We start from the raw sequence: 15,023 nt of genomic DNA, 5'->3' as shown, positions 1-15,023 counted from the left end.
CCCGGGGACCGTGGCGCCGACGCCGCGGCTTACCGGCGGCCCCGCCCTCGGCGCCGGGCGCGCAGGAGCGCACCGCCGGCCGCGAGCATGCAGCTCAGGAACGCGCCGGCGCGCCCTCCGCCCGCGGCCTCGCAGGAGCAGCCGCCGCCCGCGCTCGGCTCGGCTCCGCCCGCCGTCGCTCCGCCGGCGCTCGTCCCGCTCCCGCCCGCGGCCGCGCTCGGGGCCCCGGCATCGCAGCGGCCCGCCGCGCCGACGAAGCTCGCCGTCGCCGGCCAGAGCGCCGGGCAGGTCTCGCCGGTCGAGCTCTCGCTCCCGCACGCCGGCGGCGGGCCGCAGAGCCGATCGAGCGTCATCAGCGGCGAGAACGTCTTGCCCTCGTCCGTGGAGACCCCCGCGGTGAAGCCGTCCAGGGACTCGTCGGCGCAGGCGAAGAGGCCCTGTGCGGTCCACGTCAGGCAGCGGACGCCGAGATTCCCCACCTGGGTGAACTCGAGGGTCGCCGTCGGTGCGATCCACAGGCCGTCCACGTCGCTGCCGGCCGCGATCCTCGTCCCGTCGGGCGAGAGGGCCAGTCCGAGGAGGCTCGTCGCCTGGAAGACCTCTCGCCATGTGGCGCCCCCGTCGTTCGACACCAGGAGGGCGTCCGCGCCGTCGCCGTCGCGGCGCACATACACGATGTCGGGGTCGACCGGATCCACGGCGCCGAGGTACGGCAGGTTGCGATCGTCGCTGCCAGGGACGTCGAAGTCCTCCCACGTCGCGCCGCGATCGTCCGAGCGCCTCACGATCCCCTGGAACGTGGGGCCGTTCCAGCGCCCGCTCACGTAGATGCGCCGCGGATCGCTCGGCGCGCTGTCCAGGGTCACGCCGAGGAACGTGCTCGGGAGGTCGGCGCCGGCCTGGGTCCAGGTCCTTCCGTCGTCCTTCGACTCCCAGACCTGGCTCACGATGGTGTCGTCTCCCATGACGCTCGAGACGAGCAGGAGGGCGCCCGCGGGGGCCGCGCGGTCGATCGACAGGTCGACGACGTAGCGCTGGGCGAGCCCGCCTCCGGAGAGCGCCCACTGGCATCCGTCGTCGTGCGTCGCGCTCAGCCCGTCGAAGAGCCCGGCGAGGATGGACCCGTCGCCGGTGACGACCATCATGGGATCCTCGAAGCCGCTGTAGCCGATGGCCGCCTCGCAGATCCACGACCAGCGCTCGCCGCCGTCGCGCGTGGTGAGCACGCCGTACGTCGCGCGCACGACGATGTGGTCGGGATCGGAGGGGTCGACGAGGATCTGCCCGGCGGCGGGGTAACGGCCGTTGGCGAGCGCGGGTGTCGAGGCGGAGAGCGCGACGCACGCCGCGGCGGCCCCGAGCCCAGGAGCGAGGCGGTTCATCGGACGGAGGTTCACCGATCCCCCTGCGCCGCGCAACGCCTCGACTGGACGCCTGCGGAGCTCGGCGCCGTCGAGCCAGGGAGAGCCCCTGGCTCGGGCCGAGCGCGACGTTCGTCAGACGACAGCGGCTACTGCCGCCGGAACTGCTGGTTCGTCCCGGTGTGGCAGGTGTACTGGATGAACCTGCTGCCGTCGGCGGTGCTGGCCCCGCTGACGTCCACGCACTTTCCGCTGTTGACCGAGCGCAGCGAGACGGCGCCGTTGCCGCGATCGACGAACTCCCACTTCTGGCTGTTCTTGCTGGCGTCGCAGTCCCACTGCGTGATGTTCGCCGAGTTGTTGCGGCTGGACCCCTGCACGTCGAGGCACTTTCCGCTGTTCACGTTCTTCACGATCGCCGTGGTGCCGCTGATCGTCTCGACCTGCCACTGCTGGTCGCTCGCCCCGGTGCACGGCCGCTGGGTGAGGGTGGCGCCGTTGTTCAGGCTCGCCGCGTCGACGCTCATGCACTTCCCCGAATGGAGGGCCGTCAGGCTCTGGCCGGTGCCGCCGGTGCCGCCGCCGGGATCGCCGCCCGGGTCGCCGCCCGGGTCGCCGCCGCCGGTGCCGGGGTCGCCGCCGCTGCCGCCCAGGCCGGTGACCTGGACCTGCGCGCCCGTGGCCGACACCGAGACGACCTTCAGCGTCGCGTTCGTCCCGAAGAGCTGGTGGGAAGCGCCGACGGCGAGCGGCGCGTCCCTGAAGTTACCGCCAGGGATCATGTCGAGGAGGTGCGCCCGGCCGCTCTCCCTCGACTGGGTGAAGAACGCGTGGACGAGGATGCCCTTCGTCGAGAGATTGCGCGAGTCGACGACGTTCGTGGACGACGGCTGGCGGAACTCGATCTGGTACATGATGTCGTTCGGCCCCTTGATGCGGAGGAGCTGCGTCCCGGCGCTCGGCTCGGTGATCGGGGCGAGCGTGTACGTCCCATCCGCGCTGACCGTCACGATCTGCGTCGACGGCAGCCACCCCAGGTTCGCCTTGTAGTTGGCGTTGTAGTGCTGCTTCCCGCCGTTGCCCATCGGGTCGAACGGGTCGCCGTACTCGTCGAAGGTACAGTCGTTGCTCATGGTCACCGTCGCCCCGCCGCTGCGGCACGTCCGCGAGGAGGCGTGCCACAGGCCGAAGTTGTGACCGAGCTCGTGCACGACGACCTCGGGCCACAGGCCGGCGAGCCAGGTGGTCTTGCCGGGCTGCGCGCCCATGCCGGCATACCCGCAGTCCATCTTGCCGAAGATCATGAAGTGCTGGTACTTGGTGAGGTCGAAGCCGGCGTTCCGCGCCGCGGCTTGCGCCTCGTTCTGCCAGCGGTTGTAGTCGTCGCACTTGCCGAAGCTGATGTTGAACGGGCCGGCGACGTCGTACTCGAGCTTCATCTTTCCAAAGGAAGAGCCCGCCAGGTGGGTCGCGGCGCCGTCGAGGGAGTTCCGGACCTCCTGCTCGGTGCCGAGCGTCTGGCCGCCGTCGAACTGCACGCGCAGCGCCAGGACGCGCTTCGTCCCGGTCGTGACGACCGCGTTCGTCAGCGTGCCGATGCCCTCGGACGCCCGCATCACGTCGACGTCGATGTTGCCGTCGCCGTCCTCGACGCCGAACACGTCGACCGGCGAGCCGCTGGCCGTGCGCCAGTCGGTCGGGTCGGCGCCTGACGCCTCCGTCATGGAGTCGAGGTTCAGGCGAACGAACGTCCCGTCCTCCAGCTCAAGCATGTACCGGGCCTCGCCGTTGGCGACGGCGACGGTCAGCGTTCCCGAGGCGGTGGGGGTCGGCCCCGCGCCGTCGTCACCAGGGCCGATGCGCAGGCAGCCGGACGCGAGCGCGAACGCTGTGAGGGCAACCGCGGACACGTAGGACTTGAAGCGCTGCATGGTGTCTTCCTTTCCAAGCTCGGTCGATGCGCCCGTCCTCCCCACGTCGGAGAGCGCCGCTCATCCCCCCTCAGGAGCGTGAGCGCGGCGCGACGGGGCGCTGCCAAGGAGAGGCCGCAAGCGCGGCCAGCCTCTCCGCTGCTGATGCAACTTGACGGCTGAGTCGATCGTCGACCGCGTGACCGTCGCTCGCGACCGTCACGCTGCGGTTGCCGTTCAAGCACGCTCGCGAGGAGCCTTGGGCTACAGAGCAAAAGCGCGGCCACTGGCTCGTTGCGGCGATCTCGCCTGTCTCGGTGGAAGAATCGTCCGAGAGCGGCCGGGGAGTCCAATCAGGCCTTATGTTTGCGCGTTTCGCGTGGATCGCGAGAGATCCTGAATGGACATCAAACCACCACCCTGCGTCACCAGCGCTGGGTGCATGATCCCTTGTGTTCGGTCGCTCGAGCGGTGTTGCAAGATATCGTAGGTGCGCTGTCTGGCCACGATGGTGGCGAGCGGTGGTCGGGGGGGACGATGTGAGTCATTGCGCGAGGACGCTGCCGAACGTGCGGGCTTTCTGGCCCGTGCGAGGACGACGGCGGCGCGTGGCCTTCTGATGCCGTGTAGGTGTGTTGAGGGCGTGTGGAGTTCTGATGCCGTGTAGGTCGGCTGGCGGCGTGCGGGCTTGTGACGCCATGTGGGCGGCAGGGACTGTGTAGGTCCTCTGGCGCCGTGTGGAGCCGTCCGCTCCTGTCATGCGGCCTGTCGGCCATCGCTTCTCCGGGGCCCCGAGGGGCGTCACCCGACCGACGGCGCGCGGAGCTCGCGGAACCGAGGCGGGTCGCTCAGGAGGGGGACAGGGGCGCTGCGTCCAGCCAGGCGGCTGCCCCGCGGCGGATCGCGCCTCCGTGGCGCACGGTCGCGTAGATCCCGGCCACCGCCGGGAACACGACGCCGGGGGCGAGGGTCGCGCTCGCGACCGCGTTGTGCCGGGCGAGCGCGCGCAAGATGCCGGGATCACGAGGAAATTCGCCCTGGGCCAGCGTGGGCACGACGCAGCGGGGGCAAGGGTCGATGACGTCGAGCCGGACCTCCGCGGCGATCGCCAGCGTGCGGCCGATCCAGCTGTTCTCGAGGAAGCAGCGCTCGCCCGGAGGGGTCGCGACAACGAGGTTCGGGCGGAACCTGGGGGCCTCGACGCGCCCCGAAGGGTGGAGCTCGCGCAGCCGATCGAGCGTGGCCGTCGTCAGCACGTGCATGGCCGCGACATCGAAGAACGTGCCGGCCGGCGCGGCGAGCGCCATCGGCTCCTCGACGATCGTGGCCGGCGCCGCGGGCGCGTCCACGGGCGACCGATCCGCCTCGCGCGTCGGCGCCTCGGGCGCCCGGCTCACGAGCGCCACGTCGCGGCCGAGCGCGCGCGAGAGCGCTCGATCCACGTCCGGCTGCGCGCTGCTGATCACGGCGCCGTCCGGCAGCGTGATCCAGATCGGCGGCAGGGGCGCCGAGGGGTGCGGCGGCGCCGCGAAGGCCGCGCGACACGCGAGCAGCGCGCCCCACTTGCCGGGGTGCTTTGCGCTCGCGACGTGCCCTGTCTCCCGATCGACGACGGCGTAGGTCCGGTCGCCGAGCACGCCGCGCTCGGTGATCGCCGCGTCGTCGAGCTCCTCTCCCTGCATGGACTTGACGGGATAACGCCACAGCGACACGACCGTTCCGGCGGGCTGGTCATCGGGGTGCATGGCGTCTGCACTATACGATCTCCGCCGGGAACCGCCCTACCGTGCCGGCAGAGGGCGTCTCCGGTCGCGCTCCGCTCCGCCGTCGTCGCTGGTATAGAGGCGCTCATGACCCTCCTGAGAGACGTCCTCACCGCGCTCGAGTCGATCGCCCCGCTCCGGTTCGCCGAGCCCTGGGACAACGTCGGTCTGCTCGCGGGCGACCCGGGGCGGCCCTCGTCGGCGGCGCTCCTCGCCATCGATTACACCCCCGAGGTCGCCCGGGAGGCGCGCGATCTCGGCTGCGACCTCGTCGTCGCCTACCATCCGCCGCTCTTCGAGGCCGTGAAGCGCGTTGTCGCGCCGAGCCCCATCTTCGCGGCGATCCGCGACGGCATCGCGCTGTACTCGCCCCACACCGCGCTCGACGTCGCCGAGGGCGGCACCAACGACGTCCTCGCCGACGCGCTCGGGATCACCGAGGACCGCGCGCCGCTCCGGCGCGCGACGTCGAAGGCATGGCAGCACAAGCTCGTCGTCTTCGTCCCGGAGGATCACGTCGACACGGTCGCCGACGCCCTCGCCGAGGCGGGCGCGGGTCAGATCGGCCGGTACTCCCGCTGCAGCTTCCGGACGATCGGGACGGGCACGTTCTTCGGCGAGGAGGGGACGAACCCCACCGTGGGCGAGAAGGGCCGGCTCGAGCGTGTCACCGAGGTGCGGCTGGAGATGGTCTTTCCCCGCGACCGGACCGAGGCGGTGCTGCAGGCCATGCGCGCCGCGCACCCGTACGAGGAGGTGGCGTTCGACCTGGTCGAGCTCGCCGTCGAGCCGCTGCGGGCTGGCATCGGCCGGATCGGGGCGCTCGCGAGCGCGACGCCGGTGGGCGAGCTGCTCGGCCGGATCAAGGAGCGCCTCGGGGTCGACGCGCTGCTCGTGGCCGGCCCCGAGCAGCGCGCCGTCTCCCGGGCGGCCACGTGCGCCGGCGCGGGCGGCGCGCTCCTCGGCGAGGCGATCGCGCAGGGCGCCGACCTCTACCTGACCGGCGAGCTGCGCCACCACGACGCCCTGCGCGCCGCGAGCGCGGGCGTCACCGTGGTGTGCGCGCTGCACTCGAACAGCGAGCGCGCCGCGCTGAAGCGCCTCGCCGAGCGCCTCCGCGCCGAGCTGCCGTCGCTCCGCGTCGACATCAGCGCGCGCGACCGGGATCCGTTCTCGATCCGATGAGGGCGCGACGCTCGAGCGGGAAGTGGGCGGATCGCCTTGTATTTCAGAGCTCGGCGGTGAGCGCGGGCTCCCCGGGGTCCCCGGCCCGGTTGGAGCCGGCCGTGAACGACAGCGAAGTGCTACGATCCCTACCATGCGGACCGTGAACGAGGCCCTTCCGCCGCCGATCCCCCCTGCCGAGCACGTCCGCAGGCTGGTGGAGGCCAACCGGGTCGAGGAAGCACGCCGCTACGTCCAGGAGTTGCTCGCCCAGGGCGACACGAGCGTGGAAGGCTGGGCGAAGGTCCTCCGTCCGCCCCGCGTCCTGGTCTCGCCCGATCGCGCCCGGAGTGATTTCGCGGCGGACTACGCCTGGCTGCGAGAGAACCGGCAGGCCTACCTCGATCGGTGGGTGGCGCTCCAGGATGGCAAGCTTCTCGACTCCGACGTCGCGCTGCGCGCGCTGATCGAGCGGCTGACGGAGCGTGGACAGATCGAGGGCGCTTTCGTCGTGCAGGTCGACTGATGGCCAGCGGCACGATGCGCCTCGACGGGGCCGCGCAGCCGTGGGCCGATTCATCGGCGCGCTACCGCGTCGCGACAGAGCATGAAGGAACGCTGCTGACGGTCGCGGTCCGCTGCCGGATCGCCGGCCTTCCGTTCGAGACCCAGGCGCTCCTCGACACAGGCGCGGCGTGGTCGATCATCGGAGGCGACCTCGCCGAGTTGCTGCAAGCGCAGCTCGGCGCCTCGGGACAGACGATGATCCTGTCGACGCGACTCGGTCGCATCCGCGGCGCTCTTCACGACCTCGACGTCGTGCTCGTCGCCGAGCGCGGCGAGAGCCTCGCTGTGTCCGGCAGCATCCTCATCGCCCCAGGATGGATAGGGCCGGTCGTCCTCGGCTACCGCGGGTTTCTGGAGCGCCTTCGTTTTGCGCTCGATCCGGGCTGTGACCCGGACGACGCCTGGTTCTTCTTCTCGAGCGCGGGCTGAACGGCCGACGTTCGCTCTCCGCGCCACCCTCGAACAGCGGCCGCGCCGCGGAAGCAGGGCGCTCGCGCGATCTGCAAAGGTGCGCAAAGCCGCTGGACGAGACGGCCGCCCGCGATCAGCCTGCTGGCCCTCATGCGCGACCACGCCACGCCACCCGCCCGCGATCTGCGCGCCGACGCCCTCGCGCCCCCGCCGCCCGCGCCCGGCTCGCGCCGCGGCGCCGGCGTCTGGTCGACGCTCCGCGACGCGGTCCGCGGCGGCGAGCACGACTTCACCACGGGATCCATCGACCGGGCGATCGCCCTGCTCGCGATCCCGATGGTCATGGAAATGCTCATGGAGTCGCTCTTCGTCGTCGTCGACGTCTTCTGGGTGTCGCGCCTCGGCGCCGATGCGGTCGCCGCCGTGGGCCTCACGGAGTCGATCCTCTCGGTGGTGTACGCCCTGGGGATGGGCCTCGCCGTGGCCGCGTCCGCGACCGTCGCGCGGCGGATCGGCGAGGGGCGCCCCGAGGAGGCGGCCGCCATGGCGGGGCAGGCGATCGTGCTCGGCCTGCTCATCTCGCTGCCCCTCGCGGCGGCCGGCGCCCTGCTCGCGCCGCGGCTGCTCGCGGCGCTGGGGGCGTCCGCCGGGGTGATCGCGGTCGGCGCGCCGTTCGCCTCGATCATGCTGCTCGGCAACGCGACGATCATGATGCTGTTCGTCATCAACGCGGTCTTCCGCGGGGCCGGCGACGCGGCGCTGTCGATGCGGGTGCTCTGGCTCTCGAACGCGCTCAACATGGCGCTCGGCCCGTGCTTCATCTTCGGCCTCGGCCCGTTCCCGGAGCTCGGCGTGGCCGGCGCGGCCGTGGGGACGACGCTCGGCCGCGGGACCGGCGTCGCGCTGCAGGTGTTCCTGCTCGCGCGCGGCGGCGGCCGGGTGAAGGTGAAGGCGCGGCACCTCGTCCCCGACCCGAAGGCGCTCGCGGCGCTGGTCCGCCTCTTCGCGAACGGCGCCTTCCAGGCGGTCATCAGCACCGCGAGCTGGATCGGCATGGTGCGCATCCTCGCCCCGTTCGGGAGCGCGGCGCTCGCCGGCTACACGATCGGGATGCGGATCGTCGTGTTCGCGATCCTGCCGGCGTTCGGGCTCGCGAACGCCGGCGCGACGATGGTGGGGCAGAACCTCGGGGCGGGCCGCCCCGACCGGGCAGAGGCCGCCGTCTACCGCGCGGGCCTCTGGACCACGGTGATGCTCGGCGCGATCGGCCTGGTCTTCGCGGTGGGCGCCGGCGCCATCATCGGCGCGTTCACGGACGACGCGGAGGTGCTCCGGTTCGGCACGCAGGCGCTGCGGGTCGTGGCGGGCGGGTTCCTGTTCTACGGCTTCGGCATCGTGTTCGCGCAGGCGTTCAACGGCGCCGGCGACACCTGGACGCCCACGATGCTGCACCTCGTCTGCTTCTGGCTGTGGGAGATCCCGCTCGGGTGGGGCCTGGCGCACGCCGCGGGGCTCGGGCCGCTGGGCGTGTTCATCGCGATCGCGGTGGCGTTCTCGACGATCGCGATCGCGGGCGGCCTCATGTTCCGCCGCGGCACCTGGAAGCAGCGGCGCGTCTGAGGGGCGCCGCCCCGGAGCGGTCGCGGGAGGGCCGGCACGGGGCGCCGCTGCGCCGGCATCACCGCCCCACGGGCCGCGCGAGCCAGGCCTCGATGAGCTTCCGGGCGATGCTGAGCGGCGGCGGCAGCAGCGGCAGCGCGTCGCGGTGAAACCAGCGCGCGTCCTCCAGCTCGCGCGTGTCGACGCGGAGCTCGCCGCCCGCGTAGCGCGCGGTGAAGCCGACCATGATCTGGTGAGGGAAGGGCCACGGCTGGCTGCCGAAATAGGCGACGTCGGCGATGTCGACGCCCGTCTCCTCGTGGACCTCGCGCGCGACGCACGCCTCCAGCGTCTCGCCCGGCTCGACGAAGCCGGCGACGAGGCCGTACATGCCCGCGGGGAACCGCGCCTGCCGCGTCATCAGGACGCGCGGGCCCTCCTCGACCAGCACGATGGTCGCAGGCGTGATCCGCGGGAAGTAGCTGCTGGCGCAGCGGGCGCAGCGCTTGACCCGCTCGTCCTGCCCGCTCTCGAGCTCGGCGCCGCACGCCGCGCAGTACTGGTGGGCCCGGTCCCAGTGCTGCACCTGGTACGCCGTGCCCGCGACGTCGAACAGCTCCGGATCGATGCGCCCGTGGAGGCGCCGCAGCGAGACGTACGCGTGCCCGTCGGGCGCCGGAGCGCCCGGCGCGAGCTCGGCGGAGCGGCACGGGCGCCCGTCGAGCTCCCCGAGCGGCTGGGCGCGCACGACGGGGACGCCGAGCTCGGCGAGGTCGGCGGCGACCGGGACGTCGAAGCGGTCGCCGCCAGCGTCGATCAGCGCGCGGACGAGGAGCTCGTCGCCGCGGAACGCGAACCAGGCGATCTCGCCGGGCGGCGCGCCGGGCCGGCCGAGGCCGGGGCGGAAGCGGGGAGAAGGCATGGCGTCACCGCGCGCGGAGCCGCGCGGGCTCCGCTGCGAGGGGCTGCGCTGCGCGACGGGCGCGCGCCAGAGAGGGGATCGGGTGCATGGGGAGAGCTTAGCGCCTCGGCGGGGGAGCGAGGCCCAGGGCGGTCGCCGCCTCACCGCAGCGCCGACAGCTTCTCCCGGTGGCTCCGCGCCACCTTGAGCTCCGCGCCCCCGGCCAGGACGACGACGGTCTCGCGGCGCCCCTGCGTGCGGAGCTCCTTGATCCGGTCGCGGTTCACGATCGCCGAGCGGTGGATCCGCACGAAGCGCGCCGGATCCAGCTTGCCCTCGACGCTGTTCATCGTCTCGCGGTGGAGGTAGCTCTTCCCGCCGGCGTGGATCTGCACGTAGTAGTCCGCCGCCTCGATCCAGTCGATCTCGTCGACGCTGAGGAAGACCACGCGGCACCCGTCCTTGATCGCGAGCCGCCGCGGGTGCCCGGCGCCCGCGGCGGGCGGCTCCGAGCCGCCGGCGGCGCCCTCCCGCGCGCGGGCCGCGGCCGCCGCCGCCGCGGGGTCGCCGTAGCTCTGCAGGAGCGAGAGGAGGCGCTGGCTCAGATCGCTCATCCGCGAGAGCCGGAGGTGGGCCTTCGCGCGGCGGAGGGCGTCGTAGAAGCGGTCGTCGTCGAACGGCTTGAGGAGGTAGTCGAGGGCGTGGACCTCGAAGGCGCGCAGGGCGTAGCGGTCGAACGCCGTCACGAAGATCACCGCGGGGAGCTCGTCGGGCGGCAGCGACGCCATCACCTCGAAGCCGTTCATCTCGGGCATCTGCACGTCCAGGAACACGAGGTCGGGCCGCAGCCGCCGGATGAGATCGAGCGCGCCCGGCCCGTCGCCGGACTCGGCGGCGACCGCGACCTCGGGGTCGCCCGCGAGCAGCATGCGGATCCCCTCCCGCGCGAGCGGCTCGTCGTCCACGATGACGGCGCGGATGGCCCCGGGGCTATCCATGCGCGCGAAGCTCCTGGCGGGCGTGCGCGTGCGCGTGCGCGTGCGCGGGCCGGAACGGGACCGCCACCGTCACGAGGACGCCCCCCTCCGGGCGGCGCGCGATCGAGAGCCGGTGGTCGCCCGGGTAGAGCTGCCGGAGGCGCGCCCGCACGTTGCCGAGCCCCGTCCCCTCGCTCGCCTCGCCGGCCCAGCTCTCCGAGAGCCCCTTGCCGTCGTCGGTCACCTCCACGACGAGGAGGTCCTCCTCGCGCCGGGCCGCGATCGTCACGCTGCCCGACGAGGCGCGCGGGGCGATGCCGTGGCGGATCGCGTTCTCGACGATCGGCTGCAGGATGAGGTTCGGGATCTCCGCGTCGAGCGCCTCGGCGGCGACGTCGGTGCGCACGGTCAGGCGGTCCTGGAAGCGGGTCTTCTCGATCTCGAGGTAGCGGTCGAGGAAATCGAGCTCCTGCTTGAGCGGCACGATCTGCTTGCCCGCGCTCTCGAGCGCCATCCGGAGCAGCTCGCTCAGGCCGGTGATCATCCGGACCGAGGCCTGCGTCTCCTGCTTTCGTACGAGGACGGCGATCGCGTGGAGCGTGTTGAAGAGGAAGTGCGGGTGGAGCTGCATCTTGAGCGCCTGGAGCTCCGCCTGGACGAGCTTCGTCTCGAGCTGCGCGGCCGCGAGCGCGCGCTCCCGGTACTTGCGGTGGTACTCGGCGGCGTGGACGATCGCGAGGATCCCCCAGTAGATGATCAGCTCGACGTCGAGGTAGACGCTGATGATCTTGCTGAAGACCTCGAGGAACGACGCCTTCACGTAGGACTCCTGGCCGATGAGCCGCCCCGTGAGCGTGCTGATCGCGACGTGGCCCGGGGCCATGGCCAGGCTCGCGATCAGGTGCACCGCGACGTTCTTCGGGAAGGCCCTGCGCTCCAGCGGGTACCTGCGGCCGAGCCAGGCGATCGCTGGTGTCATCAGCGCCCAGAAGAGCCAGGGCAGCCCTTGCCACACGAGCGCGGCGAGGAACGAGAGGTGGCGCTCCTGCTTGTGCTGGAGGAGGAGGTAGGTCTGCGTGCTCGTGACGAGCACCGGGATCATCCAGAGCGCGGCCACGGGCCAGACGCCCGCCCACCTCGGGACGGCGAGCCCGGGCGCGGTCGCCGGGGCGCTCGCCGCGGTGGCGGGGGGCGGGAGCGCGACGCGGGTCGCGCCGGCGCTGCCGTTCACGGTGCACCCGGGGGGTTGAGCTGCCGCGAGGTGTGCATGGGCTCGGCTCGTGCGCGCGGCCTCGTACCGGCGCGGCGGCCCGCAGGAGGCGGGCCGCAGGCGCTCTGCTGATCAGAGCACAGGCGCCGGCCGCGTGGGGGCGCTTTGCAGCGGGCTGCGCCCGCGCTGCAGCGAGCTGGCCTCGCCGGGGCGGGGCGCGTCAGGCGGCCGCGCGGTCGCGCGGTCGCGCCGGCGCGGGCGCCGGACGGCCCCGCGGGGTGCGTGTCGCGGCGTCAGGCGGGGCCGGCGAGCGTCGCGGCCCAGGCGAGCGCGACGTAGGCGACCTCGACGTCGTTCTTCTTCGGCACGAGGCGCTTCGTCTCGATGCCCTCGCCGGCGCGGAGGGGGAGCTGCTCCAGCGCGGAGAGCTCGGCGGCCTGCGCGGCGTGGAGGTCCCGGAGCGCGGCGTCCGCCTCGGTCCATTCCTGCCGCGCGCGCTCGAGCTTCGCGGTGGCCTTGTCGCGCTGGGTCCCGGCGCGCCGGGCGGTGTCCCGGCCGGCGACGAGCCCGAGGAGCGCCGCGCCCACCGCGCCGGGGAGCGCGGCCACCTCGGCCTCGGCCTGGCCGTACCGCGCCTTCGCGGCCGCGATGCGCTCGCCGAGGCGCGCGATCCTCGGCGCGAAGCGGCCGATCACCTGCTGCTGCTCGGCGGCGGCGAGCCGGGCCGCGGCGGCGCGGCAGCGGGCGGCGAACGCCTCGAGCGGCTCACCCTCGGCCTGCGCGAGCCCGAGCTCCCTGTGGACGGCCACGGTGGCCTCGGTGGTGCGGTAGGCGTGCTCCCGGAGCGCGCGCGCCGCCGCCTGCGCCGCGGCGCGCTTCGCGAGCGGCGCGGGCAGCTCGGCGAAGCGGGCGCCCGGCGCGGGGGACGCCGAGAGGAGCGACGGGTCGAGCCGGGTGACGCGCGCGAGGTCCGGCCTGCCGTCGGGCAGGAGCGGGGCGGCGAGGAGCTGGCTCTGGTTCAGGGTGACGCCGAGCTTCGTGTCGCGCAGGTGGGCGACGACCGAGGCGGCCACCCACGGGATGTAGCGAAAGCCCTCCGGGGCGGCGGCGGGGGCGTGGGCGTAGAGGCTCCGCCATCCCTCGGGCGCCGGCGGCGGTGACGACGGCATCGACGGAGGCGGCGCGGCGGCGCTCGCGCCGGCGCGGGCGGCCTCGCTGCGCCGCGCGGCCTGCGGGGCGGGGGAAGGGGGCGGGTGGCGCGGATCCAGGAGCACCGTGCCGCCCGGGCCCACGGCGGCGCGCGGGGGCGGCGTCCTCTCCGGGCCCGCGGCGGCGCGCTGGGCCGGCGCGACCGCCGCCGCGTGCGGCGCCGGGCCCGACGGCCCGGGCGCGGCGGGCGGGGGAGGGGACATGCCCCGGACGAGGCGGCCGATCTCGCGCCGGGTGACCGGGCCGCGCAGCCACGACAGGCTGAACCGCGTCTCGGCCAGGAACGACGGCGGCTGCATGTGGACGTCGCGCACGAAGAACGTGCGCGGGGGCAGCGCCTTCAGGGCGGCCGAAAGCGCCGCGGCGTCGACGCCGCCGGCGCCCCCGTCCGCGCCCGAGAGCCCCTCGACCACGCGCTCGCGGTCGGCGTCGGTCTGGAGCCGGCCCACGAACCACGCGCCGGCGTTGGAGAGCGCCTTGTAGTCGAGATCCATCGGGTTCTGCGTGGCGAGGACGACGCCGACGCCGAAGGCGCGCGCCTGCTTCAGCAGCGCGAGCAGCGGCCGCTTCGTGGGCGGGTTCGCGGGGTGCGGGGGCAGGAAGCCGAAGACCTCGTCGAAGACCACGAGGGCGCGCAGATCGCTCGTGCCGGAGAGGCCGCGCACCCAGGAGAGGAGCTGCTCGAACAGGAGCCCGAGGACGAGGAGCCGCTCGTCGTCCTCGAGGTGCGCGACGCTGACGATGACGGCGGGGGTCTTGCCGCCCGCGGCGCCCTGATCGAGCCACCCCGCGACGTCGAGCGGCGCGCCCTTGCGCCACGTCGCGAACGTGGGGGAGGCGAGCAGGGTGTTGAGCTCGCGCGCGAGCGCCTGCCGCTCCTTCGGGGCGAAGAACGCGTCGACGTCGAGCGCGCCGACGGCGGCGATCGGCGGCTCGGCGAGGTCGGCGAGCAGCTCCTCGAGCCCGGCGGCCCGCCCCTCGCGCAGCCGCCGCTCGGCGAGGTGCGCGAGCAGCACGTGCTCGCGGCTGCGCGCCGGATCCGGGTCGCGGCCGACGAGCCGGAGCAGGAGCGACAGCGAGGCCGAGAGCGCCTCGCGGGCGGCCTCCTCGTCCTCGTCCCAGAGCGGCGAGCGCGCCTCGAGCGCCGACAGCACGTGGATCGGCTCGCCCGCCGTGGTGCCCGGCGTGAGCAGGCGCGGCGCCATGCGGGCGCGGAGCGCGGCGACGTCGGCCGGCCCGAGGCCCGACGACGCGAGCCCCGCGCGCCACCGCGCCGCGAGCTCGGCGGCGACGTCGGCGGTCGAGCGGCCGTCGCGCGCGGCCGCGGAGGGGTCGAGCCACGGCTCGAACTCGGCCGGGGAGAGCTCCGGGAACGTGAAGAGCAGGTTGGGCAGGTCGCCCTTCACGTCGACCATGAGCACCGGGACGCCCGAGCGCAGCGCCTCCTCGACGAGGACCATCACCAGCCCGGTCTTGCCGCTGCCGGTCATGCCGACGACGACGCCGTGGGTCACGAGGTGGTGCGCCGGCAGCTCGAGCGGGCGCGCGGCGGCGGCGCCGGGATCACCCGAGAGGGGGCGGGAGCGGCCCAGCGTGAAGGGGCGGGTCGGCATGGCGGCGGGCTCGTGCCATGGCGAGCGCGACGTCGCAATGCTCGGAGGCCGCGGCGGGATCGAGGCCGCCGCCCGCTGCCCGCGCGGGGTCGCCGCAGACCGCCTGCGCGATGAGGGAGCCCGATGAAATGGGCGTGAGTCACCGGCCATCCGGGCGCTCCCCGACGAGCTCGATCGATGCCCGTGTTGGATGCCCTCCGCGCGCCAGCCCAGGGCTGCGGCGCGCGACGCAGAAGATGCGTGAGCGCGCACGTGCTCGCGCACGCGCCAACGCACGCGACGGACGCGACCGCGGCGACCGCATTCCGCTGCCCCCGCATTTCGCCGGCTCCACTCCC

The 15,023-nt window shown here is 73.9% G+C and carries 12 protein-coding genes; 5 read left to right on the top strand and 7 right to left on the bottom strand.

The features are described from left to right. Positions 1 to 29: 29 nt before the first annotated feature. From WME76_RS19420 to WME76_RS19410, 3 genes are all read right to left on the bottom strand, one after another. A complete protein-coding gene (locus tag WME76_RS19420) occupies positions 30 to 1,382 on the bottom strand; it encodes a WD40/YVTN/BNR-like repeat-containing protein (RefSeq protein ID WP_437961578.1) in 1,353 nt (450 codons plus the stop codon). Between the two features lie 128 nt (positions 1,383 to 1,510). Further along, positions 1,511 to 3,292, bottom strand: a complete 1,782-nt coding sequence (locus tag WME76_RS19415) for an RICIN domain-containing protein (RefSeq protein WP_437961577.1) — start codon at positions 3,290 to 3,292, stop codon at positions 1,511 to 1,513. 827 nt (positions 3,293 to 4,119) lie between these two features. Further along, on the bottom strand, positions 4,120 to 5,016 hold the full coding sequence (locus tag WME76_RS19410) for an MOSC domain-containing protein (protein WP_437961576.1): 897 nt from the start codon (positions 5,014 to 5,016) through the stop codon (positions 4,120 to 4,122). A 105-nt stretch (positions 5,017 to 5,121) separates the two neighbouring features. Here WME76_RS19410 and WME76_RS19405 point away from each other — a divergent pair, with 105 nt between their 5' ends. From WME76_RS19405 to WME76_RS19390, 4 genes are all read left to right on the top strand, one after another. Beyond that, the gene (locus tag WME76_RS19405) at positions 5,122 to 6,219 is read left to right on the top strand and encodes a Nif3-like dinuclear metal center hexameric protein (protein WP_437961575.1); all 1,098 of its coding nucleotides are present in this window, start codon (positions 5,122 to 5,124) and stop codon (positions 6,217 to 6,219) included. 133 nt (positions 6,220 to 6,352) lie between these two features. After that, positions 6,353 to 6,724: a hypothetical protein gene (locus tag WME76_RS19400; protein ID WP_437961574.1), complete on the top strand. Its 372-nt coding sequence runs from the start codon at positions 6,353 to 6,355 to the stop codon at positions 6,722 to 6,724. Continuing rightward, positions 6,724 to 7,194, top strand: a complete 471-nt coding sequence (locus WME76_RS19395; protein WP_437961573.1) for a hypothetical protein — start codon at positions 6,724 to 6,726, stop codon at positions 7,192 to 7,194. Before WME76_RS19400 ends, WME76_RS19395 begins: the two co-directional genes overlap by 1 nt. Positions 7,195 to 7,326: 132 nt before the next feature. Then, entirely contained in the window at positions 7,327 to 8,796 is a 1,470-nt protein-coding gene (locus WME76_RS19390) for an MATE family efflux transporter (RefSeq protein ID WP_437961572.1), read from the top strand. A gap of 58 nt (positions 8,797 to 8,854) precedes the next feature. Here the strand turns inward: WME76_RS19390 and nudC are convergent, their stop codons facing one another. The 3 genes from nudC to WME76_RS19375 all read right to left on the bottom strand — a co-directional run bounded on the left by nudC (position 8,855) and on the right by WME76_RS19375 (position 11,746). Further along, positions 8,855 to 9,697: an NAD(+) diphosphatase gene (gene nudC, locus WME76_RS19385; RefSeq protein WP_437961571.1), complete on the bottom strand. Its 843-nt coding sequence runs from the start codon at positions 9,695 to 9,697 to the stop codon at positions 8,855 to 8,857. Positions 9,698 to 9,837: 140 nt separating this feature from the next. Then, positions 9,838 to 10,674 (bottom strand): LytR/AlgR family response regulator transcription factor, encoded by an 837-nt coding sequence (locus tag WME76_RS19380; RefSeq protein WP_437961570.1) that lies wholly within the window; start codon positions 10,672 to 10,674, stop codon positions 9,838 to 9,840. Further along, the gene (locus WME76_RS19375; protein WP_437961569.1) at positions 10,667 to 11,746 is read right to left on the bottom strand and encodes a sensor histidine kinase; all 1,080 of its coding nucleotides are present in this window, start codon (positions 11,744 to 11,746) and stop codon (positions 10,667 to 10,669) included. The genes WME76_RS19380 and WME76_RS19375 overlap by 8 nt, the downstream gene beginning before the upstream one ends. On the opposite strand from WME76_RS19375, the gene WME76_RS19370 reads away from it, so the two are divergent. Further along, positions 11,730 to 11,903 (top strand): hypothetical protein, encoded by a 174-nt coding sequence (locus tag WME76_RS19370; protein WP_437961568.1) that lies wholly within the window; start codon positions 11,730 to 11,732, stop codon positions 11,901 to 11,903. The genes WME76_RS19375 and WME76_RS19370 overlap by 17 nt on opposite strands. A 253-nt stretch (positions 11,904 to 12,156) precedes the next feature. Here the strand turns inward: WME76_RS19370 and WME76_RS19365 are convergent, their stop codons facing one another. Further along, entirely contained in the window at positions 12,157 to 14,685 is a 2,529-nt protein-coding gene (locus WME76_RS19365; protein ID WP_437961567.1) for a helicase HerA-like domain-containing protein, read from the bottom strand. Between the last annotated feature and the right edge of the window lie 338 nt (positions 14,686 to 15,023).

Source organism: Sorangium sp. So ce119 (assembly GCF_051524405.1).
GTDB classification, from domain to species: Bacteria; Myxococcota_A; Polyangia; order Polyangiales; family Polyangiaceae; genus Sorangium; species Sorangium cellulosum_G.
This window is presented reverse-complemented; position numbering and strand designations above follow the sequence as displayed.